Genomic DNA, 22,947 nt, shown 5'->3' on the forward strand with positions numbered 1-22,947 from the left:
TTCTTTACCTTAGTTGACAAATTTTGCACTATTTGTGACTTCTCACAAATAATTGTGATTAATTTTGTTTTTAAAATCTTACAATTGTTAAAACTACACATAATATTTATTAAATGAAAGCTGAGAAACCACTTATATTGGTAACTAACGACGATGGTATTTTAGCTCCTGGAATTAGAGCCTTAATTAGCGTCATGGAAACAATCGGAGACGTTATTGTTGTTGCGCCAGACAAACCTCAAAGTGCAATGGGACACGCCATCACAGTCAACAATACTTTGTTTATAGATAAAATTTCAAAAGACGATGACACAATTGCAGAATACAGCTGTTCTGGAACTCCTGTAGATTGTGTAAAATTGGCAGTAAACGAAATCTTGAAACGTAAACCTGACTTATGTGTCTCGGGAATAAATCACGGATCAAACTCTTCTATAAATGTCATTTATTCTGGAACTATGAGCGCTGCTGTAGAAGCAGGAATTGAAGGCATTCAGGCAATTGGTTTTTCTCTTTTAGATTTTGATTGGAATGCCGATTTTGAACCAATCAAATCTTTTGTGAAAAAAATTACTTTAGAAACTCTGGCCAATAAACTTCCTCCAGGGGTGGTTTTAAATGTCAATTTTCCGAAACTAAAAGAATCTGAAATTAAAGGAATAAAAGTTTGTCGTCAAGCGAAAGCCTACTACGCGCAAAAATTTGATAAAAGACAAACTCCTTTTGGAAAAGATTATTACTGGCTTGCCGGAAAATTTGTAAACGAAGATAAAGGAGAAGACACAGACGAATGGGCTTTGGCAAACGGATATATCTCTGTTGTTCCAGTACAATTTGATTTGACTGCACATCATTCTATTCAGCAACTTAACACTTGGAAATTAAATGACTAAAGAAGTGCTAATCGGTTTTTTGATCGGAATTTTTACGGCTCTTTTGGGAAGCTATTTGTTTATTACTTTTTTTACAATATTTGATATTTCGTCAGGAATTGAGATCATTAGAGAACATGGATATCTTGGAAAAATAATCACTCTTGGAACACTTTTAGATCTTGCCGTATTTGCTATTCTGCTAAAAAGAAATAAAGAATATATGGCTCGAGGTGTAATTTTAGCCGTGATTGCGCTGGCTATTTCGACATTAGTTATTTAAATCTTATCTTTGCTTTGTTACCGCTATTGCGGATTTACAACTTTAGCACATTTACAAAAAAACCAACATGAAGTATTACATAATTGCAGGAGAAGCCTCTGGAGATTTACATGGTTCTAATTTAATGAAAGCATTATATGTTGAAGATCCTGAAGCAGAAATTAGATTTTGGGGCGGAGATTTAATGCAAAAAGTAGGCGGAACTCTAGTAAAACACTATCGCGATTTGGCTTTTATGGGTTTTATTGAAGTGGTTTTCAATTTAAAAACCATATTAAACAATATCAAAATCTGTAAAAAAGATATCTTGGAGTTTCAGCCAGATGTTATTATTTTTATTGATTATCCTGGTTTTAATATGCGAATTGCAAAATGGGCAAAAGAATTAGGCTATAAAACGCATTATTATATTTCTCCTCAAATTTGGGCTTGGAAAGAAAACAGAATTAAAGCCATCAAACAAGATGTCGATAAGATGTTTGTGATTTTGCCTTTTGAAAAAAGCTTTTACGAAGACAAACATCATTTTCCGGTAGATTTTGTTGGACATCCGCTTATTGATGCCATTCAGAATCAACCAGCTTTTGATGAAGCTTTATTTAGAAAAGAAAATAATTTAGGCGAAAAACCAATTATTGCCGTTCTACCAGGAAGCCGTAAGCAGGAAATCACCAAAATGTTGAGCGTAATGCTGAGTGTTGTTGATGATTTTCAGGATTACGAATTTGTAATTGCTGGCGCTCCAAGTCAGGAATATGAATTTTATCAGCAGTTTCTAAAAAACAAAAACATCGCATTTGTTTCGAACAGAACCTACGATTTACTTCGTTCTTCAACCGCAGCTCTAGTAACTTCTGGAACTGCAACTCTTGAAACGGCTCTTTTTAAAGTTCCAGAAGTAGTTTGCTATAAAGGAAGCGAAGTTTCGTACCAGATTGCAAAACGTATTATCACTTTAAAATATATTTCTCTTGTCAATTTAATTATGGATCAAGAAGTTGTAACCGAATTAATTCAAGGAGACTGCAATAAAAAACGAATTAAAGAAGAACTTCAAAAATTATTAGAACCTGATTATCGCAATAAAGTGCTACATAATTACGATATATTAGAACAAAAATTAGGCGGAGTTGGAGCGAGTAAAAATACAGCGAAACTCATTGTTGCCGATTTAAAACAAAATAAGTAACTGATTTTGAAAAGAATTGTAATTTTCCTCCTTTTAGCAATTGCTTTTACTTCTTGTAAATCGACTTCGACAGCGGTATCAAAAAGTGGCACAAAAAGCGAATCAAAAAAAGAAAACAAAGCTTTGGTTAATACTTTAATCGAAAAAGCAACTGATAATATTGGTGTTCGCTATAAAGCAGGAGGAACTACAAAAAGCGGTTTTGATTGTTCTGGACTTGTTTACACTACTTTTGAAAGTGAAAACATCCAACTTCCAAGAAGTTCTTATGATCAAGCAAAAATTGGAAAAATCATTCCGCTAAATGATGCAAAAAAAGGCGATTTAATTTTCTTTAAAACCAACAAAAGCAGACAAATAAATCACGTCGGATTAATCACGGAAGTTAATTCTGACGAAATTAAATTTGTTCATTCCTCTACTTCTAAGGGTGTGATTATTTCTTCTACTAAAGAAGCTTATTACAAAAACTCTTTTGAACAGGTAAATAGGGTCCTTCCATAAAAATTCATTTTTTTATTATTTTTCTTACAAATATTTAATACTTTTAAATCATGAAAGTATTAGAATTTCCGTTAGTAAAAATTACAATAGCCTTTATACTTGGCATAATTGCCTCGTATTATCTACATTTTTCAATATCGATAATTGCTTTTCCGCTTTCGCTGAGTTTTATTGCATTCTTTGTTGTTTTCTTTTGGACCTTAAAACGGAATAAAAAATCCTCTCTATTTGGTATTCTCAGTTGTGGTTTAGCCTTTTTCATCGGAACTTTTACCCTTATTAGTCACACTGAAAATCTTCAAAAAGACAATTACACTCATTGCAAATCTGTTTTTAAAAGCAAACAATCTACTACTTTAATTCTTAGAGAGAAATTAAAAAGCAACGATTATAGTGATCGGTACATTGGTTTAATAAAAACAATCTCAGGAAAACCTTATTCGGGAAAAGTAATTGTAAATGTCCAGAAAGACAGTAGCAAGAATCATTTGATTATAGGAAACAGCATTAAAATTCAAACAATTTTACAGCAAAACAAACCAAGCAAAAATCCCAATCAATTTGATTACAGCAGATATTTGGCCGACAAACAAATCTATGCGCAGGTTTATTGCCAGAAAAAAGAAATTCTAGTTAATAAAGCCATTCAAAAAGACATTTGGTATTATTGCGCCAAACTTCATTCTAGAATAATCTCCAATCTAGAAAAATCAAATTTCAATCAAGCCGAAATGAATGTTGCTTTGGCATTAATTTTAGGCCAACAGCAAGAGATTTCACAAGGTATAATTCAAGATTATCAATATTCTGGAGCTACCCATGTTTTATCTGTTTCAGGGCTTCATGTGGGCTTTATAATGCTTTTTATCACTTTTATACTGAAACCAATTCCAAACACAAAAAAAGGTTCATTTTTTAAACTAGCTTGTATTCTAATTTCCTTAGCCGGTTTTGCTGTTATTTCTGGTTTATCGCCTTCCGTTTTGCGATCTGTAGTCATGTTTTCCTTTCTTGCAATTGGAAATCATTTACGTCGAAATGGCAATATCTATCATACTTTATTGGTTTCAATCTTACTGATATTACTTTTTGAACCGTATTTCTTATTTGATGTTGGTTTTCAGTTAAGCTATATCGCGCTTTTTTTCATTCTTTGGCTACAGCCTATTTTAAAGAATATTTATAACCCGAAAAATAAACTAACAATTTACATTTGGGAAGCCTTAACGGTTTCTTTTGCGAGACAAATTGGCACATTGCCTTTATGCCTTTACTATTTTCATCAATTTCCTGGATTGTTTTTTGTTACCAACATCATAATCCTTCCAGTTTTATCCTTCATCATGATAGCAGGAATTGTGGTTATGATTATAGCTATTTTTACCAGTCCACCATTATTTATTACAATCATTTTTGAAAAAAGTATTTACCTTTTAAATCTCATGATTCATGCTGTTGCCTCTGTTGATTCTTTTGTCATTCAAAACATCAGTTTTAATCTGTATCACTTATGGGCATTTTCATTCTTTATAATTGGCACAATCGTCTGGATTAAAAAACCAAGTTTTAATAAATTGCTATTTGTATTCGTCTCAATTATTACTATCCAGCTTGCTTTTATTTTCACCAAAATAGAAACGGAAAATGAAGAAGAATTAATTGTTTATAATGAAAAAAATAACACCCTAATTTCTGAGCGTTTAGGAAGAAACCTTTTGCTTTTCACAAGAGATACTCTTAGTGAGAACAACAGAAACATAAATTCGTATCTCGTAGGAAATTCAATTTCATTGCCTACAACCAAAGAGATTAAAAATATACTCTATTTTAAAAAGAACAAGATCCTTATAATTGACAGCACTAAAACTTATTCGGAAAAAATTAAACCAGATATTTTAATCCTTACTCAGACTTCAAAAGTAAACTTAGATCGATTGTTGCAAATTCTTCATCCGAAAATTGTTATTGCTGATGGATCAAATTCGAACTCTATTCAGAAATATTGGAAAAATAGCTGTCTCAAAAAAAATATCCCTTTTCATTCAACAAAAGAAAAGGGATACTATAGATTATGATTTATTCTGGATTTAAAATTAAATTCGATTCGGAGATCCACGATTTAACACCTGAAGCATTATAACCGATAAGTCCTAATTTATTAAAATTGGTTTTTCCTTTCCTGCTAGTTACTTCTGAAAAACACACTTGCGGAATATCTTCTATACCAAAAGCATTTTTTAATCGTAAAATCTGCTCTCTAGCAGCATCTGAAATTGAAGAATCAGAAATATCAAGCTTGACAAGAATAACATTTTTACGCGACCATTCTTCGAAATCACGAGTAGAAAAAATTTCATTTTGCAACTGAGGATTTACACCTTGGCTAGTAAAAAAAATCAGCAATGGTTTTCTCTTTTCTGCGCTCACAGTTACAGCATCATTAATATCTGTTTTCCATATTATATTTTGAGAATTCATATAAAATGGACTTAAAAAAAATAGTAGAATAAGTAATTTTTTCGGCATATAATTTTGGTTTTGGTTATGTTAATAAATCTAAAATAATACAAAAACAGAATCCGATAACGATTTTAATAAATTAAAAACCAACTTATAAGCATTAAAATCAAATTGATAATAAATAGGCTATTTTTTAATAAATGTGAAATAAACACAAATAAAAATAATCAAATTATCGATGTATTTTTTAGAACAAAAAAATCCCCCTCTGAAAAACAGAAAGGGGACTAAAAAAAATTAAAATAAAAGTCGAATGAAATCGTTTACTATTCTGATGGATGTAAAATTGCATTTGATTCTGCAATCCAAGCTTTCGCTCCTCCAGGTTTGTAGGCTATTTTTCCTAAAGCACTAAATGTCGTTTTGTTTTTTCTTACCGATGCTATTGCAAAGCATACTTCTGGAAGATCTTGAACTCCAAATGCATTTTTTAATTTCACATTCTGTTCGCGATCGCTATCTGAAGCATTCATATCAGACAAATCTAATTTTACTAAGACCACGTTATCACGTGACCAAACAGCAAAATCAGGCGTTTTAAAGATTTCATTTTGGAGATTTTCTGGTACACCTGAGGCAGTGAATAAAATCAACATTGGTTTTTTCTGGTCATTACTTATCGCAATAGCATCTGTCATGTTTGTTCTCCATGCTAAATTTTGCGCCTGCGTCATAAATGAGCCTAAAAAAAACAGTAGGATAAGTAGTTTTTTAATCATATAAATTGGTTTTGGTTAGATTAGCAAGACGAAATTAACATTATATTTTAATTTTCCAATTTTTATTAGCATAAAAAATACATTATATGTTTTTTTAAATATAATAAAATACCAAATACTCAATTAGAGACAATTTTACAAAGAGTTTTTCCTACTAAACAAAAAAAAGTCCCTTACAGTGTAAGGGACTTTTCAATATTTTTAAATCTAATTTATGATTTCTTAGGGTGTACTATTCCTTCTGCAACAGTTAACCAAGCAGATGGTCCACCAGCAACATATCCTGTCTTACCAAGACCTTTAAAATTAACTCTTCCATCCTTTGTTTCCGCACTTGTAAAGAAAACAGTTGGAAAACCCTGAATACCAAAAGCTTGTTGTAATTCATTGTTCTGACTTTTAAGCTCTGGAGTCTGCGCAACAGATCTAGGATAATCTAATTCAACTAAAACTACATTATCTGCTGCCCATTTCTTAAACTCTGCAGTCTTTAAAACTTCATTTTGCAAACGAATACACCAACCACACCAATCACTTCCTGTAAAGAACATTAGCATAGGTTTTTGCTCTTTGTTACTTATAGTAATTGCCTCTCTAACATCTGTATACCATTTTAATTCTTGCGCCTGAAGATTTGCGGCTCCAATTAAAAACAAAGCAATAAGTAGTATTTTTTTCATAGTGAGAAATTTTACACAAATTTATACAAAAAGTTGTTACAATATAATTATTTAACTTCTTGCATTAATCTTCTGATTAGTGGCGTAACTACAATTAAAACGATTCCTGCAATTAAAGAATATAATGCTAACTGATAGTATCCATCTGTATAAGCGATAAGCTTAGTCATTAATGTAGTTCCTGTATTAGCATTAGATATTTCAGCTCCTAATTTTCCAGCTGCAAACTGGCCAAATGCACTCGACAAGAACCAAAGCCCCATCATCATTCCGAACAATCTTTTAGGAGATAATTTTGTAATTACCGACATTCCGATCGGACCAATACACAATTCTCCAAGAGTATATACAAGATATCCTAAAGCAAAAACATCTAGAGAACTTAATCCATCTGCATTTACAAAAAACCTGGCGCTGTAAAAAATAAAGAAACCTGCGGCAAGTAAAACAAAAGACAAACCAAACTTAATAACCGTATTAGGTTCAATTTTTCGCTTAGCCATAAATATCCATAACAATCCTACCAACGGACTAAAAATAACAACATACAATGAGTTGATACTATTATTTACTACGTTTGGATCAATGTTAAAAAACAATAACTTGTTAGATAAATTATCTTTTGCAAACAAAGACAATGATCCACCAGATTGCTCCGAAATTGCCATAAACATAAAGTACCCAAAAATGAATACAAATGCGACTAAAAGTTTTCAGCTGCTGTTTTCCATCCTTTAGCATTATCAATTCATATGCAAAGTACCCTAATGCCACAATTCCCATAGTATACATAAAATACTCTGTAAAATCAGAATTGATAACCATTATATAAACTAATGGTATTACAACAAAAGAACCAACATAAACCGCTATTTCATAAAGATTACGTTTTTTGGGCGCTTGATTTTCTAATGGAGAATTTCCAATTGGCGCTAAATGTTTTTTCGTTAAAAGAAAAGTAATAACTCCAATTACCATAACAATTCTTGCAGAAAGAAAGCAAAGACTCCAAGAATAGTTCTTTCCTAAATAAATAGGAATTGCACCACCAAGCATTCCTCCAATATTAATTCCTGCATAAAACAATCCATAACCAGCATCTCGACGACCGTCACTTTCATGATACAACTCACCTACCATCGAAGAAACGTTTGGTTTAAAGAAACCTGTTCCGATGATAGAAAGTGTTATTCCGTAGTAAAAGAAATCATGTGGCGAAGCGACAATAAGCAAATTCCCAAGAATCATAACGATTCCTCCAAAAAGTAGTGATTTCTTAAATCCTAATATTTTATCTGCAAAAATACCTCCAATAAATGTAAAAGCGTAAACAAAAGCCTGAATCGCCCCATATTGAAGATTTGCTTTTCCTTCTACTAAACCTAGCTGGTCTACCATAAAAAAAGCTAAAACCCCTCTCATTCCGTAAAAACAAAAACGTTCCCACATTTCAACCAAAAACAAGTACCACAACTGTTTTGGGTACTTGCCTTTAAAATTTTGAATTTCTTCTAAAGTAATATTGTTTTCCATTTTATCTAACACCGTGCATTAATTTCTTCAATAGTGGCGTTAAAGCAAATAATAAAATTGCGGCAATACCCGTCAAAACAACAAAAACCATAAAGAACTCATATAAGTTATGGATCTCAAATCCCGCAAAAATCGGATTTTGAGCACTAATTTGATGATGATCCAATAAAGCTATTTGATCTGCTGAAAGCGTTATTTTTTTATCTAAAACCGCTTGTAAATCAATCCCTAATTCTTTTGCTTTTGCAAATTTATCACCTGTTGCAGGCAAAATAGAACCTAAAGTTCCTCCTAATGCATATCCAGATGCATTTGATAAAAAGAATACCCCATATAATAATGAAGCAAAACGTTTTGGAGATAATTTACCTACCAATGACAAACCAATTGGAGATAAGCATAATTCTGCACATGTGTTTAAGAAATATAACAAGATAAGCCATTTTACTAATAAAAGCCCAGAAGTTCCGATGTAAGAAACCTGCGTGGCGATCATTAAGAAACTCATAGAAATTATTACTAATCCTGCGGCAAGTTTTACTGGAGAAATCGGTTCTTTGCCTTTAGCTCTTAAAGTATCCCAAAGAATACTAAATGGAACTGCTAAAAACACCACAAACATTCCGTTAAAAATTTGAACCATCGATGGCGGCATTGCCCAGCCAAAGAAATGTCTGTCTGTTTGGTTATCAGCAATGAAAGTCAAAGATGAACCCGCTTGTTCAAATGCTTGCCCAAAAGAAAATAATAAAAAACGAAACGATATAAATTACAATAATTCTATCTCTTTCAATCTTAGTTAAAGAAGTATCAGAAATAATTAATCCTGCTAATGCCAAACCACTTGAATAAATCAGAGTATAAATCAAATTCTGACCTACAACATAATGAAAAAAGAATCCTAAAGCGATAAAAGCAATTCCTGCTCCTATTAAAGCTTTTGTAGAAAAGTTTGCTGTTTGCGCTTCTCCTTCTTCAAAATCTGAAGCATCATTTTTAGAAGGAAGTCCTCCTAATGGCTTTCCTTCTGGAGAAACTACATATTTATTCTTTAAGAAGTAAAATAAAATTGTTCCTAATAACATTGCAACAGAAGCCGCCATGAATCCCCATCTAAAAGCATGAATATCTCTAATTCCGCCTGCATCTTTAACATCTCCCAATAAAGGACAGATTGACTGGCCTAAAAAAGCTCCGATGTTAATACCCATATAGAAAATAGTAAATGCACTATCTAATTTTGTTTTTTCTTGTTTTGGATACAAACTTCCAACCATACTAGAAATGTTTGGCTTAAAGAATCCGTTACCAAAAACAATTACACCTAATGCAGAATACATAACGATTTTTGCTAAGTCTAAATTAGACTCAAAAATGCTTCCACTAGTAAACAAAAGCATTTGACCAATCGCCATCAATAACCCTCCTAATAAGATACAGTTTCTGTTCCCTAAATAACGATCGGCAACAAAACCACCTAGCATTGGCGTTAAATAACAAAGTCCAAGGAAACCTCCGTAAATTAAAGATGCTTCTTCTTCCTTCATCAATAATGAATTTACAAGAAATAAAGTCAATAAAGCTCGCATTCCATAAAAATTGAATCGCTCCCACATCTCCGTTCCAAACAATACCCAAAGCCCTTTTGGATGCGCAGTTTTTACTTGTGTTTCTCCCATATTATTCACTATTTTAATTAGGTTATATATTTAGATTATAGATTTTCTTTGATGAAATTGGTCATTTTTGTGTAAAGCTGAATTCTAGTGTTTCCACCATAAATACCGTGGTCTTTATCTGGATAAATTTGAGAATCAAATTGTTTATTTGCCTGAATTAAAGCTTCCATCATTTGCATCGTATTTTGAACATGAACATTGTCATCTCCAGAACCATGAATCAACAAGAACTTCCCTTTCAATTTACTAACGTGATTAATTGGAGAGTTTTGATCGTATCCGCTTGCATTTTCCTGTGGAGTCTGCATGTATCTTTCTGTGTAAACGCTATCATAAAAACGCCAGTTTGTAACTGGAGCAACTGCAATTGCCATTTTAAACACATCATTTCCTTGGAAAATACAGTTAGATGCCATAAATCCACCATAACTCCATCCGAAAATTCCAATTCTTGAAGCATCCACATACGGATAAGCACCAATTACTTTTGCCGCATCAATTTGATCTTCAACTTCATATTTTCCTAATTCCTTTTGAGTCACTTTTTTGAAATCAGCTCCTTTATAACCTGTACCTCTTCCGTCAACACAAGCAACGATATAACCTTGTTGCGTTAATGAAAGAAACCAATAATCATTAGAATTGTTCCATTGATTATTTACCTGCTGAGATCCTGGACCAGAATATTGGAACATGAAAACAGGATATTTTTTTGAAGGATCAAAATCTTTTGGTTTTAAAATCCAAGCATTCAATTCGTTTCCTTTTGCCGTTTTTAAAACAAAATATTCTTTTGAAGGAAGATCATACGCTTTTAATTTATCAGCAAGAGCTTGATTGTTTTCGATAACCTGAATTTCTTTTCCTGTTTTAGCCTCGTTAAGAGTATAAGTTGTAGGCTGTGTATTACTTGAAAAAGTATTAATAAAGTATTGGAAATTTGGACTAAAAGTCGCTTTACTTGTTCCTACTTTAGAAGACAAACGCACTTTGTTTTTTCCATCTAAACCAATTCTGTAAAGATCTCTGTTAATTGAACCATTTTCTGTAGATTGGTAGAAAATAGTTTTTGTTTTCTCGTCGAAACCATAGTATGAAACCACTTCCCAGTTTCCTTTTGTAACTTGATTTTTAAGTTTTCCGTTTTTATCATACACATAAATATGATTAAAACCGTCCTTTTCGCTAGTCCAGATAAAACTATTGTCTTTTAAGAAAGTTAAATTATCTGTAATATCTACGTAAGCTTTATCTTTTTCATTTAAAACTACTTTTGGAGCAGCTGTATTGCCGTCTATAAACAATAAATCTAAATTATCTTGGTGACGGTTTAAAACTTGCGCAGAAAGCACATTTGCATCATTTGTCCACTGCATTCTTGCAATGTAGAAATCATTGTAATTTCCTAAATCTACTTTCTTTGAAGTATTTCCAGCGACATCATATATATGTAATGAAACTACAGAGTTTTTTTCTCCAGCTTTAGGATATTTAAAAGTTTCGATTTTTGGATATAAATCCTTGTGAAAAATTGACATTGAGTATTCTGGAACTTGACTTTCATCAAAACGAATATAAGCTAGTTTTTTACTGTCTTTACTCCAATCAAATGCACGAACAAATGCAAATTCTTCTTCGTAAACCCAGTCAGTAATACCATTAATGACAGCATTTTTTCTTTCCGTCTGTTGTTACAGCAGTAGATTTTTTTGAAGCAACATCATATATATATAAGTTGTTTTCTTTAGCGTAAGCAATTTTGGTTCCGTCAGGTGAGAATGTTGGCTCTTGAATTTGAAAATCAACAAGTTTAGTTAGAGATTTAGTCGCGATATCATAAAGAAAATAATCAGCAGTAAAAGAGTGACGGAAAATTTTAGATGAATTACAAGCAATTAAGATCTTTTTTTCAGAGGCATCAAAAGTATAGCTGTCAATTCCGTCGGCAAGTTCTTTGTAGTTTTTTGTATCAATAAGATTCGATACTTTTTTCAGCGTTGCAAAATCGTATAAATCAATCTGCATACTTCTGCTCGCCATATCAACATTTAAAACAGTATATTGATTAGTATTTTTTAGCGATTGCGACTCATCCATCCCTTTGGCCGGAAAGTTCCGCTAAAAACATTTTCGACAGTTATTTTTTGTCGCCCAAAAACAACCGCAGTCAAAAATAAAAGTACTGCAGTAAATTTACTTGTATTCATTAGAATTATTTTAAATATAAAAAGAGCCCAATTTTAGTAAAAAAATAAACATAATACACATTTTAAGTGTTAAATGTTAAAAAAAATAACGATTGCGTACTTTCATGTCTGAAATAGATTGCAATCAAAACTCTTAAAATAGTATCTTCTGTCGCAACAATATTATTTAATACATTGAGAATGAACAACGCTGTTGCCGGATTTTCTAAATTATCCAAAAAAGAAAAAATTAACTGGATTGCAAATGAATATTTTTCGAATCCTGAAGAGGCACAAAATATTATAAGAAATTACTGGAATTCAGACGAAAAGCTTCAGCAACTTCATGACGAATTTATCGAAAACACCATTACAAACCTTTATATACCACTTGGAGTTGCTCCTAACTTTTTGATCAACGGAAAGTACAAAACAATTCCGATGGCTATCGAAGAAAGTTCTGTAGTTGCAGCAGCTTCAAAAGCGAGCAAAATACTGGTCAACTAGAGGCGGGTTTAAAGCTACGATTATCAACACAGAAAAAATTGGTCAAGTCCATTTTACTTATAATGGAGATGCGGAAAAATTAACTCAGTTTTTTGATCAAATAAAACCTAAATTCTTTTCTGAAACGCAAAGCATTACCAAAAATATGCAACAGCGTGGCGGTGGAATTTTAGATATTAAACTAAAAGACAAAAGAAGCTTATTAGAAAACTACTACCAGCTTCATGCTACTTTTGAAACCAAAGACAGCATGGGAGCCAATTTTATAAACTCTTGTTTAGAGCAATTTGCTACCACTTTAAAAGAAGAAGCTCAAAATTCTGACTTATGCCAAAATGGTGAAAACCTAGAAGTCATCATGAGCATTCTTTCTAACTACGTTCCGCATTGCCTTGTTAGAGCCGAAGTTTCTTGTGCTATCAAAGAATTAACAGAAAAACACATTACCAATCCTCAAGAATTTGCAGAACGTTTTGTTCAAGCCGTTCAAATTGCAGAAGTAGAACCTTTTAGAGCGGTGACTCATAACAAAGGCATCATGAATGGTGTTGATGCCGTTATTCTGGCAACAGGAAACGATTTTAGAGCCGTAGAAGCTGGTGTTCATGCTTATGTCGCCAGAAATGGTCAATATGCTAGTTTATCGCACGCTAAAATCGAAAACGGAATCTTTACTTTTTGGCTTGAAATTCCGCTTGCAGTTGGTACGGTTGGCGGTTTAACTTCTTTACATCCCTTAGTAAAATTGTGTTTAGAAATTTTGGAAAAACCTTCAGCTCCAGAATTAATGGAAATTGTAGCTGTTGCAGGTTTAGCACAAAATTTTGCAACGATTACGCTCGTTAACTACAACAGGAATTCAAGAAGGTCATATGAAAATGCACCTTAACAACATTATCAATCAATTTGAAGCTACAGACGAAGAGCGCCATTTAATTAAAGCACACTTCAAAAAAACAGCCGTTTCTCACAGCGCTGTAGTAGAATTTATTGAGAATTTAAGAAAATAATTTAGGAGCCAATCCCGCTATTCGTTGCAATCTTTTGCTTTTCTAAAAAAAAAGCAAAAGGATTTTCACTACTATCGGAGCTAAAAAATAAAGCATGAAGAAAACATTTTACAGTAACGGAAAACTTTTTATTGCGGGAGAATATCTCGTTTTGGATGGAGCAGATGCATTTGCGTTACCAACAAAATTTGGTCAAGATTTAGTAATTGAGGAACTAGAAAACAATCAAATCGAATGGAAAAGTTATGATCAAGACAAGCATTTATGGTTTGAAGAAACTATTTCATTTGATGAAGTTGTAAAAAGCACAGATCCGCAAATTGATACTGTAAAATCTACGCTGATCAATATTCTTCATGCGGCTTATGCATTGAACCCAAAATTTATTGAAAGCTCTAAAGGATACAAAGTAAGCACACATTTGAGTTTTCCAAAAAACTGGGGATTAGGCACTTCTTCTACTCTTATAAATAATATTGCGCAATGGACAGAAACCAATGCTTTTACACTACTAAAAAATAGTTTCGGCGGAAGTGGTTACGACATTGCATGTGCACAAAACAACACGCCAGTTTTATACCGAATAAAAGATAATTTTGTAAAACAAGTTGAGTTTAATCCTGACTTTAAAGAGCACATTCATTTTGTTTATTTGAATAAAAAACAAAACAGTAAATCGGCTATTTTTTCATACAACAATCATAAAAATAGTCATTTGGCCGATCGCGTTGCAGAAAACAACAAAATCACAAGTGCTATTTTACACGCTAAAACATTAAACGAATTTGCTTCTGCAGTTCAGAAACACGAAATTCATTTGAGCAAAGTTTTAGAAATGCAAACCATAAAAGAAGCTGTTTTTCCTGATTTTAATGGAGTCATTAAAAGTCTAGGAGCTTGGGGCGGAGATTTTGTAATGGTAGTTTCTAAAGAAAATCCGAAAGAATATTTCACCAAAAAAGGATATAGCACCATTCTTACTTATAGTGAAATGATTTTATAGAAATAACTTTAACTATGTAATTCTAAAAAAACTAGAACTTTATTTTTTGCTGATCTCCTCTATTTTCTAAATGCCCCGATTCTAAACGGCGGATTTTTTCATTTCCAAATTCATTAGATTCAATAAGGGTATTATGAAGGCGCTCTGCCATTTTTTCAATGCTGTTCGTAATAGAAACATATATTAGCTCCATACGTCGGTGTTTTTCTTCTTTCACTATCCTTAATACATCTTCTACAAAATACCTGTCGTATTTTTCTGCAACTGAATCGCGGGTATTGGTAAGTCTAATTACATAATCGTTACTTAATATGGTAACTTTAAAATGTTGCTCCTCATTACTTAAATAATACTTGCCACCCAACTCATCAACATTGATATCAGTACTGCCAACTTTTAAAAGCTCCGTAATTATTCCAAAAATGTGATTTTCTATTTTAGAATATACCTTAGGTTTTCTTTTTAAAAAACTAAACATATAAAACATTAAGTATCTTGATTATTAATATATTCACCTATCTTTTTTACAAAAACCTAAGTTTTCGTATTAAAAATCTCACAAATTAACTGTAATAATTTGAATGTTACAAACTTTTCTTTAATTATATTTCTATTAAATCAAAATAGTTATGAAAACAACAAGTATTTATTACAAAAAATTTCAATCATTGCAAGCACAAAAAAACCGAAATACTCGGTTGAATATTTCGGTTTTTATACTATTGATTACTGTTTATTAATAATTCAGTTGCAATCTATTATCTTCATTTTTTATATGATTTTCAATGCTGGTAACACTTTATTTAAATCATTGGAATTTAGGAAATGATTATAACTAAGAACGTAATTAATAACTCACCTGCTTATTTTCATCTGATTGTGTTTCGAGACGACGAATAGATTTGCTGTCTTGCTCATTTGACTCAATAAGTCTATTATGCAATCGCTCTGCCATTTTTTCGATGCTATTTGTAATAGAATCATAAACAACTTCCATTCGGCGGTGCTTCTCTTCTTTTACAGCTCTTAAAACGTCTTCTACAAAAACCTTATCGTACTTTTCAGCAACAGAGTCATGTGTGTTCGTTAGTCTAATCACATAATCGTTACTCAAAATTGTAACTTTAAAATGTTGTTCTTCGTTACTCAAATAATATTTCCCTCCCAACTCATCAACATTGATGTCGGTGCTCGCTCACTTTTAAAAGCTCCGTGATGATACCATAAATATGACTTTCTATTTTGGTATATACTCTCGGCTTTTTTCGAAAAAATTTAAAAGTAAAAAACATTAAATAATTAGTTATTAAGGATATTGCTTTGGGTTTTGATTTTTTTCTTCTCTCATTTTCCAGCAAAAGCCAAAAATATGTTAAAATAAAAATTCGAGCAAATAAACTGTAATAAATTGAAAATCACAAGTTTTTTAAATTAAATTTCGATAATCCCTATATAACTTTAAGAAAATTAACACAAAGTAAAATTGTTCATTTTCACAAAAAAAAAAACCCGAAACATCTGAGATGTTTCGGGTTTTTATAAGATGAAATTACTTTTTAATTAGTAATTAAATTGTAATCTGTTATCTTCAATTTTAGCATTGTTTTTCAAAGCTGGCAATACTCTACTTGCATCATTAGCGCTTTGAGCTTTTACTTTCTCTACGTAAGCAGCGTGATTAGCAATTGCAGGAGCTTTTACAGTTTTGATGTTTTTAACAACATAAACACCTGTATTTCCTTCAATTGGAGCAGAGATTTTGTTTGCAGTCAAAGCAAAAGCATTACCTACAACTTGTGGCTCTTGTCCAACTCCACCTGGAAGAACTGGGTTATCTAGAGTTACGTCTGTAGCTTGCTGAACTGCAACTCCTGCAGCTTTAGCAATAGCCTCAATGCTTGAACCTTGCATTTTAGCTTTTAATAATTCTGCTTTTTTCTTGTTTTTCAAGATTGGCTCAACATAAGGTCTTGCCATATCAACAGAAACTAGACCAGATTTGTTTTCGCCTTTATATTGTGCAATAACGTGTCCGATGTTTGCAATTTCAAAACGTTTTACGTCTCCTTTATCAGTTTCTTTATCAAAAGCCCATCTTACAATGTTACGTTGGTTACCTAATGGTCCAAACGCTTCATCCATAGCTTTTGCATTAACTGGCTGAGCAACTTTTAAACCTAATTCTTTAGTCGCAAGCATTGAAATCTTTATTAGCAAGCATCCATTTCAAATTTAGTTGCTAACGTAAATACTTTATCAGAAGTAGCTTCAGATGGCTCGATTTTTTGAGCAATTGTAGCTAAACGAATTCCGTCTTGTTTGTCTGTAATTTTGATAATGTGAAATCCGAAAGGAGTTTCTACTAAACCAACTTTACCAATTCCGTTGCTGAATACAAAATCATTGAAAGGTTTTACCATTTGGTTTGGCCCAAAGTATCCTAAATCACCACCTTGTTGTGCAGATGAATCATCAGAACTTGTAAAAGCTAACATCATGAAGCTATCAGGATTAGCTTGAACTTGAGCTAAGATTTCTTCAGCTTTAGCTTTAGCTTCTTCTTTAGTTCTTTTCTCTTTTGGGTTTGGAGTTTGAGATCCTTCGTATCCAATTAAGATATGACTTGCTTTTGCATTAACTCCAGCTTTAAATCCTAAAGATTTAGAAATTGCATAGTATCTTCCGTAAACATATGGTCCGTAAATTGCTCCAGCTGGCAAGCTGAATAATTTGTCAGCATCAACCGCTGGCAATGCATTTTTAGGAACGTAAGTAGAATCATAAGGAACATCAGAATTTGCATTTACAAATTCTGCAACGTTTGTTGCGTTTTTAAATCCTGGCAATGTATCGTTTTTACCTGTTTTTGCGTTGTAAACAACACTTCCAGATAATAATGCAGTCAATTTAGCTTTAATTTCAGCTTCATCTTCTTTAGAAGCTTTATCTTCAACTAAAACATACTGAATCTCACGAGTAGCATCAGCTTTGAATTTTTTCTCGTTTTTCTTCATGTAAGCTACAATCTCATCATCAGAGATTTTAACTTCACTATCTTTAATAGAAGAATAAGGAGCAACTGCATATGCAAAACTCACTTTATTAGTTTCCATTTCATACTTTAATTTTCCTTCACTAGCAGTTGTGTAAAGTCCTGATTTGATTAAAGTATTATAGATTTGAAACTTAGCATTCAATTCAGCATCTTTCTCTTTTTGAGAAATGTATTGTGTTGCTTCTGGGTTTGTTTTAAAATAATCTTTAAACTTAGCAACATCAAACATTCCTGCTGCATTTAAGAACATTGGGTTTTTACCAATATTTGGATCTGATTTCAAAACCTCTAAAATGTGTTTTTCACCAACTCTCAATCCTAATTTATCAAATTGAGATGACAATAAAGCGATTGAAACTTCTTGATCCCAAACTCTGTTTGCGACTTCAGTGGAAGTTATTCCTTGTCCACTTTTTTCAACATTACTAACTTTAACTCTAAAGTCTTCAAATGAAATATCTTTTCCATCGATGCTTCCTACATCTTTTGAACTTTGACCAAATGTTCCTCTTGTAAATAGATCTTGTATTATAAATGCAAATAATGCAAGTGCAATAACTCCTATCAATAAAGCGGAACGCTGTCTAATTTTTGCTAAAACTGCCATTTTATTATCGTTAATTTTATATTCAGTTTGCGAAAATACAATTATCTAGTTAATAACAATACAACTAGCGTTTTATTTTACACATTTTTTTCATTAATTTAAAAAATCACTCTTTAATTGTCAATTTGACTAGTTCTATTTTCTTATTTGACGCCTCTTCAATGCGAAAATGAAACTTATCTATTACAATTTTATCTCCTTTTTGTGGGATTTCTTTTGTATGATTGACTATAAAACCTCCTAAAGTTTCATAAGAATCTTCTTCTGGAATCATTAATTTATAGGTCTCATTTAAATACTCAACATCTAATCGTGTTGAAAACAAATACTTACCTTCTCCAATTTCTTCTTCAATCAATTCTTCATCTAAATCGTGCTCGTCTTCAATTTCCCCAAAAAGTTCTTCTACAATATCTTCAATTGTAACAATGCCTGAAGTTCCTCCGTATTCATCTAAAACTACTGCAACATTTTTTCGTTTTTTGATCAATAAATTCAAAACATCCTTAATAAATATCGTTTCTGGAACAAATTCAACCGTCATCAAGACTGATTTTATAGTAGACGGCTTTTTAAACAAATCAAAAGAATGGACGTATCCAACAATATCATCGAGTGAATTTTGACTTATGATGATTTTAGAATAGCCTGTTTCTATAAATAATGCTTTAAGATCGTCAACACTATCGAACAAATCTATATCTACAATTTCTGTTCGGGGCGTCATAATCTCTCTCGCCTTAACAGCAGAAAATTCTAAAGCATTTTGGAAGATTTGAATTTCAGAATCTACTTCTTCGTCTTCTTCAACCGTGCTCATTTGCTCTGTTATGTAATTTCCAAGCTCAATTCGGCTAAACAAATGAATTTGACTTCCTTCTGTTTTAAAAAACTTACTTAGCACAAAATCGGCAATCCAGATAAAGAAAGTAGAGATATAGTAAAATAATCTGTAGAACAGATAAGCTGGAAGAGCCAGAATTTTAATTAAAGAATTGGCATAAATTTGAAAAAAAACCTTCGGAAAAAATTCTGAAGTCAGCAAGACTATAAATGCCGCAAGAAGTGTTTGAATAAGAATATTCCACCAATCAGAAAAAACAAAGCCAAAATAAGTCATCCAATTCAAAATCAGATCACCCATAAAAAAACCGTAAATCACCAAAGCTACATTATTGCCAATTAACATGGCGAGCAATAAATTTGGACGGATTTTCGGTCAGCTTTGTTAAGATTCGAGACAAGAAATCGTCTTGTTTCTTTTCTATTTCGAGATAAATTTTGTTGGCGGATGTAAAAGCTATTTCCATCCCAGAAAAAAGGCGGCTAGTATTAAACAGATTATTATAATACTAATTTCCATTTTTATTGCTTTTTATTTCGATCATTATACTTATTAAGAAATCTTCTCCTAAAGAAAAACATAAAAACAGCCATTCCTGCAATTACGAAATAAAAAGGATAACTCTCATCTCCTTCATTAAGTTTTACGATACCATCATAAGTAAAGAAAACTGCAAAAAGGATGTAAACGTATTGTGTATATTTTAAATAACCCATAATATTATAATTCTTCGTTGGATTCAATTTCGCCCGTTACACGCTGCGAATTGATCACTTTAAAATCTTTGCTAAAATCTATTCCCTGACCATGAGAAACTCCTTTTTTATCGGTCAATTTAAATTTTCTCTCTGTATAAAACCATTCGTTTTTTTGATCGAAATATAACTGTTCTGTTTCTAAAATCTGCCCAGCTTCTGAAGTAATCTTTACTTTTCCTATCAAATCAATAATCCCAGTGTTTTTATATGAAACCGCATAATTACCTTTTATAAAGGTTCGTTTTTGTCTTTTATCATATAAAGTAACATCGATTCCTTTAGGAAATTCTGTAAACGGAAAATCAAGATTTGAATAATCTAACATTTTCGGACTTATCAAAACACCAGTAATACGTCCGGAATCTGTGTATTTAATATTTACAGTATCGGCATCGCTGGCAGGGACAAATTCTGAGAAGTTAATTTTCTGAACTTCTTTAAAATTACTTTCGCATCCAAAAAACATTGTCACAGCAATAACTGTGACAACTATTAGACTATATCTTTTTGGTAAATTCATTTGCCAAATGTAGTAAATTGTAATGAGCTTCTAAAAGATAATATATTTTGTTTATTGGTATTTACTCTTCACAAACCATTTATCATTGAAAGAGAAACTCACACTAAAATTAACATAATTTTCTTGAACTAAATCTGCTGCCGTTGTACCACGTTTACCAAATTCAATTCCGAAATTCACATTTGAGAAAGATCCTGGAATCGGAACTCCTGCTCCTAATGTCATACCAACATCTTTAATTGATTCATTATTAACAATTAAACCAATTTTTTCATATTTCAAACCAGCTCTATAAGTAATTCTGCTCATATAACTAGTGAAAGAAGCGTAATTTGGAAGGTAATATCCTCCAATTGCATATTTAGAATAGCTTTCGTATCTTACATTACTTGCAGAATTATAATAATTTGCTAACTGTCCGTCTCCTTGAAACGTCATGTTTGCTCCTACAAGCCATTTTCTAGCTTCACCAACACCCAAACCAATACTCAATTTGTTTGGAAGTTTTAATTTTGTTGTTTCTGTTGGAATTACATAAGGATCTGAATCGCCTTGAACTGAAATAACTCTTGTATTATCTGAATTCAGGTTACTAGCAAAAGAATAACTCAAACTAGAAAACACACTCGTCTTTTTGTTGATTTTTTTCTGATACATTGTTCCAAAACTAAATCCAACACCTGAAAGTTCTGAAGTATTAACCTCTGCCGTTCCGTTTTGAACACCAGTAATCGCTTCTATACTAGTAGTTGTAATTTTACCAAAATTATATTGCGCATCTACCCCAACGTTCCAACCACGCATTATTTTGTATGATAAACCGAAATATACTTTATTGACACCACCTTTTCCGTCAAGCTGAGAACTTGTTGCTCCTTCTGTTGCCGAATTGTCTTCACGAATTTTGTAACCTACTGAACTGACAGGAATCAAACCAAATGAAGCACCAAATTTTCCCATCGGAATTCCTAATGCTAAATAATCAAAAGTAGAGCGTTGTGCTTTTTCTGATTGCGAAGTCGTTTTTAAATTAGAAGTCGCATATGTTCCTCCAACTGTAAAAGTTGTCTGAATTAAACTGGCATAACTTGCCGGATTATCTAAATTTAAGTGAATCGTGTCTTGCTCTACTGCAACTCCAGCCATAGATCTGTTTTCAAGTGTTCCCTTGAATCTCACATCTCCTATCCCGAAAAAAGAATAAGGTGACGCAGTACCTTGTTGAGCGAATGAAACGAACGATATAAGCAAACAAGCGCTTAGTATTACTTTTTTAATCATTGTCGATTTTATATTGATATGTTTGGCTCAAACTCTCCAGAAGGAAATTTGAATTGGCAAATATGGTATTTTTTAATCGTTTAGCCAAAAAATCTGCATCGCCTCCCGTTAAAATTATGATAAAATTTGAAAACTCTTTGCGATATTCATCGATAAAACCGTCAATCTCATAGACGAAACCGTTGACAACACCAGAATGAATGGCTTGTGCCGTCGAGTTTCCTACATAAGAATCGGGTTCTTCTAAAGTAAGTAACGGCAGTCTGGCCGTAAAATTATGCAGTGATTCATATCTCAAACGAAGCCCTGGAGAAATGGCTCCTCCTAAATAATTATCATTTTCGTCGATAAAATCGTAGGTAATGCATGTTCCAGCATCTATAACCAAACGATTTTGTTTTGGAAATTGCAGTGTCGCTCCTGCTGCCAAAATCATTCGGTCTATACCCAAAGTTTTTGGTGTTGCATATTTATTATGAAAAGGAAAAACATCTTCGTGAGTGAAAAAATGAAGTTTCAGCCTATTTTCAAAAGTTAAAAAGGACTTTTTTTCGATACTTCCAACAGAAGCAACAACCAAATCGGAGCATTTTGGATATTTTTCTAAAATATTTTCAATTTTTTTTTCGATTTCATTTTTATCAAAAACAAAATTTTCTAGAGAAGTATTACCCTCAAATACAGATGCTTTAATTCTGGTATTGCCAACATCGACCGTTAAAATCATATTTCCTTTTTTGCTTTTGCGAAGATACGAATAGATTTTTTCTAAAAAATGTTTTGCACAAACCAAAAATGATTATATATTTGCACCCGCAACAAGCACGGTACCTTAGCTCAGATGGTAGAGCAATGGACTGAAAATCCATGTGTCCCTGGTTCGATCCCTGGAGGTACCACGAAACCCACTCAACCGAGTGGGTTTTTTGTTTTTTATACTTTTCTGTTTTTTAATCACAATCCCTATAGTCATGGATAATGTCATTAAGTTAATTTTTTTTGTATTAATTTTTTGAATAGCCTCCAGCTTCAGCTGGAGGTATTTAACAAACGAACAATAAGGCTTTAGCCAAATCATGCATTTTCGGCTAAAGCCATTCCGATTTCTTTTTATTCAAACTCCAGCTAAAGCTGGAGCCAATTCAAAAAAACTTTGCGAACCTTTGCGGTTTTTCTTTGCGTCTTTGCGGTTAAACT

The 22,947-nt window shown here is 32.3% G+C and carries 17 protein-coding genes, 1 tRNA gene and 5 pseudogenes; 8 read left to right on the forward strand and 15 right to left on the reverse strand.

The genetic code is table 11. The annotated features are described in order from the left end of the window. Positions 1-113: 113 nt before the first annotated feature. The 5 genes from surE (at position 114) to P5P87_RS14255 (ending at position 4,923) form a co-directional block, all read left to right on the forward strand. A complete protein-coding gene (gene surE / locus P5P87_RS14235; RefSeq protein WP_278019697.1) occupies positions 114-893 on the forward strand; it encodes a 5'/3'-nucleotidase SurE in 780 nt (259 codons plus the stop codon). Next, the gene (locus P5P87_RS14240; protein WP_278019698.1) at positions 886-1,155 is read left to right on the forward strand and encodes a hypothetical protein; all 270 of its coding nucleotides are present in this window, start codon (positions 886-888) and stop codon (positions 1,153-1,155) included. The genes surE and P5P87_RS14240 overlap by 8 nt, the downstream gene beginning before the upstream one ends. A gap of 67 nt (positions 1,156-1,222) precedes the next feature. After that, complete coding sequence (gene lpxB, locus P5P87_RS14245; RefSeq protein WP_278019699.1) at positions 1,223-2,344, forward strand: lipid-A-disaccharide synthase; 1,122 nt, start codon at positions 1,223-1,225, stop codon at positions 2,342-2,344. A gap of 6 nt (positions 2,345-2,350) precedes the next feature. Next, positions 2,351-2,848, forward strand: coding sequence for a C40 family peptidase (locus P5P87_RS14250; RefSeq protein ID WP_278019700.1), 498 nt, complete (start codon positions 2,351-2,353; stop codon positions 2,846-2,848). Between the two features lie 50 nt (positions 2,849-2,898). Beyond that, positions 2,899-4,923, forward strand: coding sequence for a ComEC/Rec2 family competence protein (locus P5P87_RS14255; protein ID WP_278019701.1), 2,025 nt, complete (start codon positions 2,899-2,901; stop codon positions 4,921-4,923). Position 4,924: 1 nt separating this feature from the next. Here P5P87_RS14255 and P5P87_RS14260 read toward each other — a convergent pair whose 3' ends face one another. The 6 genes and pseudogenes from P5P87_RS14260 to P5P87_RS14295 all read right to left on the reverse strand — a co-directional run bounded on the left by P5P87_RS14260 (position 4,925) and on the right by P5P87_RS14295 (position 12,186). After that, positions 4,925-5,326 carry a thioredoxin domain-containing protein gene (locus P5P87_RS14260; RefSeq protein WP_278019702.1) on the reverse strand — a complete coding sequence of 134 codons (402 nt, stop codon included), beginning with the start codon at positions 5,324-5,326 and terminating at the stop codon, positions 4,925-4,927. A 308-nt stretch (positions 5,327-5,634) separates the two neighbouring features. Next, on the reverse strand, positions 5,635-6,087 hold the full coding sequence (locus tag P5P87_RS14265) for a thioredoxin domain-containing protein (RefSeq protein WP_278019703.1): 453 nt from the start codon (positions 6,085-6,087) through the stop codon (positions 5,635-5,637). Positions 6,088-6,299: 212 nt separating this feature from the next. Beyond that, positions 6,300-6,767: a thioredoxin family protein gene (locus tag P5P87_RS14270; protein ID WP_198854695.1), complete on the reverse strand. Its 468-nt coding sequence runs from the start codon at positions 6,765-6,767 to the stop codon at positions 6,300-6,302. 47 nt (positions 6,768-6,814) lie between these two features. Beyond that, a pseudogene (locus tag P5P87_RS26145) lies at positions 6,815-8,300 on the reverse strand (peptide MFS transporter). A 1-nt stretch (position 8,301) separates the two neighbouring features. Continuing rightward, positions 8,302-9,979: pseudogene (locus tag P5P87_RS25930) on the reverse strand (peptide MFS transporter). A gap of 35 nt (positions 9,980-10,014) precedes the next feature. After that, positions 10,015-12,186 (reverse strand): annotated as a pseudogene (locus tag P5P87_RS14295) (S9 family peptidase). A gap of 180 nt (positions 12,187-12,366) precedes the next feature. Between P5P87_RS14295 and P5P87_RS14300 the strand changes: the two are divergent. Both P5P87_RS14300 and P5P87_RS14305 read left to right on the forward strand, forming a co-directional pair. Then, positions 12,367-13,682: pseudogene (locus tag P5P87_RS14300) on the forward strand (hydroxymethylglutaryl-CoA reductase, degradative). 94 nt (positions 13,683-13,776) lie between these two features. Beyond that, on the forward strand, positions 13,777-14,685 hold the full coding sequence (locus P5P87_RS14305; protein WP_278019708.1) for a GYDIA family GHMP kinase: 909 nt from the start codon (positions 13,777-13,779) through the stop codon (positions 14,683-14,685). A 31-nt stretch (positions 14,686-14,716) separates the two neighbouring features. Here P5P87_RS14305 and P5P87_RS14310 read toward each other — a convergent pair whose 3' ends face one another. The 9 genes and pseudogenes from P5P87_RS14310 to P5P87_RS14350 all read right to left on the reverse strand — a co-directional run bounded on the left by P5P87_RS14310 (position 14,717) and on the right by P5P87_RS14350 (position 22,477). Continuing rightward, positions 14,717-15,163, reverse strand: a complete 447-nt coding sequence (locus P5P87_RS14310) for a hypothetical protein (RefSeq protein WP_278019709.1) — start codon at positions 15,161-15,163, stop codon at positions 14,717-14,719. A gap of 369 nt (positions 15,164-15,532) precedes the next feature. Then, complete coding sequence (locus P5P87_RS14315) at positions 15,533-15,799, reverse strand: hypothetical protein (protein WP_278019710.1); 267 nt, start codon at positions 15,797-15,799, stop codon at positions 15,533-15,535. Between the two features lie 446 nt (positions 15,800-16,245). After that, the gene (locus P5P87_RS14320) at positions 16,246-16,884 is read right to left on the reverse strand and encodes a hypothetical protein (RefSeq protein ID WP_278019711.1); all 639 of its coding nucleotides are present in this window, start codon (positions 16,882-16,884) and stop codon (positions 16,246-16,248) included. Positions 16,885-16,895: 11 nt separating this feature from the next. Beyond that, a complete protein-coding gene (locus tag P5P87_RS14325) occupies positions 16,896-18,347 on the reverse strand; it encodes a peptidylprolyl isomerase (RefSeq protein WP_278019712.1) in 1,452 nt (483 codons plus the stop codon). A gap of 106 nt (positions 18,348-18,453) precedes the next feature. After that, a pseudogene (locus P5P87_RS14330) lies at positions 18,454-19,710 on the reverse strand (hemolysin family protein). Between the two features lie 2 nt (positions 19,711-19,712). Next, positions 19,713-19,907, reverse strand: a complete 195-nt coding sequence (locus P5P87_RS14335; RefSeq protein ID WP_198854704.1) for a hypothetical protein — start codon at positions 19,905-19,907, stop codon at positions 19,713-19,715. Between the two features lie 4 nt (positions 19,908-19,911). Further along, positions 19,912-20,469 carry an LPS export ABC transporter periplasmic protein LptC gene (lptC, locus tag P5P87_RS14340; RefSeq protein WP_198854705.1) on the reverse strand — a complete coding sequence of 186 codons (558 nt, stop codon included), beginning with the start codon at positions 20,467-20,469 and terminating at the stop codon, positions 19,912-19,914. A gap of 51 nt (positions 20,470-20,520) precedes the next feature. Next, a complete protein-coding gene (gene bamG / locus P5P87_RS14345) occupies positions 20,521-21,750 on the reverse strand; it encodes a BamG family beta-barrel-assembly machinery protein (protein ID WP_198854706.1) in 1,230 nt (409 codons plus the stop codon). Then, on the reverse strand, positions 21,743-22,477 hold the full coding sequence (locus P5P87_RS14350; RefSeq protein WP_278019713.1) for a type III pantothenate kinase: 735 nt from the start codon (positions 22,475-22,477) through the stop codon (positions 21,743-21,745). Before P5P87_RS14350 ends, bamG begins: the two co-directional genes overlap by 8 nt. A 99-nt stretch (positions 22,478-22,576) precedes the next feature. Between P5P87_RS14350 and P5P87_RS14355 the strand changes: the two genes are divergently transcribed. Continuing rightward, positions 22,577-22,649: transfer RNA gene (locus P5P87_RS14355), tRNA-Phe, on the forward strand. The last annotated feature ends 298 nt before the right edge of the window (positions 22,650-22,947 follow it).

The sequence above is a fragment of the Flavobacterium ginsengisoli genome, from assembly GCF_029625315.1.
GTDB classification, from domain to species: domain Bacteria; phylum Bacteroidota; class Bacteroidia; order Flavobacteriales; family Flavobacteriaceae; genus Flavobacterium; species Flavobacterium ginsengisoli.

Excerpts from the sequence above, each read along its gene's own strand:
- surE (WP_278019697.1), top strand. The coding sequence starts at position 114 with ATGAAAGCTGAGAAACCACTTATATTGGTAACTAACGACGATGGTATT.
- P5P87_RS14240 (WP_278019698.1), top strand. The coding sequence starts at position 886 with ATGACTAAAGAAGTGCTAATCGGTTTTTTGATCGGAATTTTTACGGCT.
- lpxB (WP_278019699.1), top strand. The coding sequence starts at position 1,223 with ATGAAGTATTACATAATTGCAGGAGAAGCCTCTGGAGATTTACATGGT.
- P5P87_RS14255 (WP_278019701.1), top strand. The coding sequence starts at position 2,899 with ATGAAAGTATTAGAATTTCCGTTAGTAAAAATTACAATAGCCTTTATA.
- P5P87_RS14260 (WP_278019702.1), bottom strand. The coding sequence starts at position 5,326 with ATGAATTCTCAAAATATAATATGGAAAACAGATATTAATGATGCTGTA.
- P5P87_RS14265 (WP_278019703.1), bottom strand. The coding sequence starts at position 6,087 with ATGATTAAAAAACTACTTATCCTACTGTTTTTTTTAGGCTCATTTATG.
- P5P87_RS14270 (WP_198854695.1), bottom strand. The coding sequence starts at position 6,767 with ATGAAAAAAATACTACTTATTGCTTTGTTTTTAATTGGAGCCGCAAAT.
- P5P87_RS14305 (WP_278019708.1), top strand. The coding sequence starts at position 13,777 with ATGAAGAAAACATTTTACAGTAACGGAAAACTTTTTATTGCGGGAGAA.
- P5P87_RS14310 (WP_278019709.1), bottom strand. The coding sequence starts at position 15,163 with ATGTTTAGTTTTTTAAAAAGAAAACCTAAGGTATATTCTAAAATAGAA.
- P5P87_RS14320 (WP_278019711.1), bottom strand. The coding sequence starts at position 16,884 with ATGCTTGCGACTAAAGAATTAGGTTTAAAAGTTGCTCAGCCAGTTAAT.
- P5P87_RS14325 (WP_278019712.1), bottom strand. The coding sequence starts at position 18,347 with ATGGCAGTTTTAGCAAAAATTAGACAGCGTTCCGCTTTATTGATAGGA.
- P5P87_RS14335 (WP_198854704.1), bottom strand. The coding sequence starts at position 19,907 with ATGGGTTATTTAAAATATACACAATACGTTTACATCCTTTTTGCAGTT.
- lptC (WP_198854705.1), bottom strand. The coding sequence starts at position 20,469 with ATGAATTTACCAAAAAGATATAGTCTAATAGTTGTCACAGTTATTGCT.
- bamG (WP_198854706.1), bottom strand. The coding sequence starts at position 21,750 with ATGATTAAAAAAGTAATACTAAGCGCTTGTTTGCTTATATCGTTCGTT.
- P5P87_RS14350 (WP_278019713.1), bottom strand. The coding sequence starts at position 22,477 with ATGATTTTAACGGTCGATGTTGGCAATACCAGAATTAAAGCATCTGTA.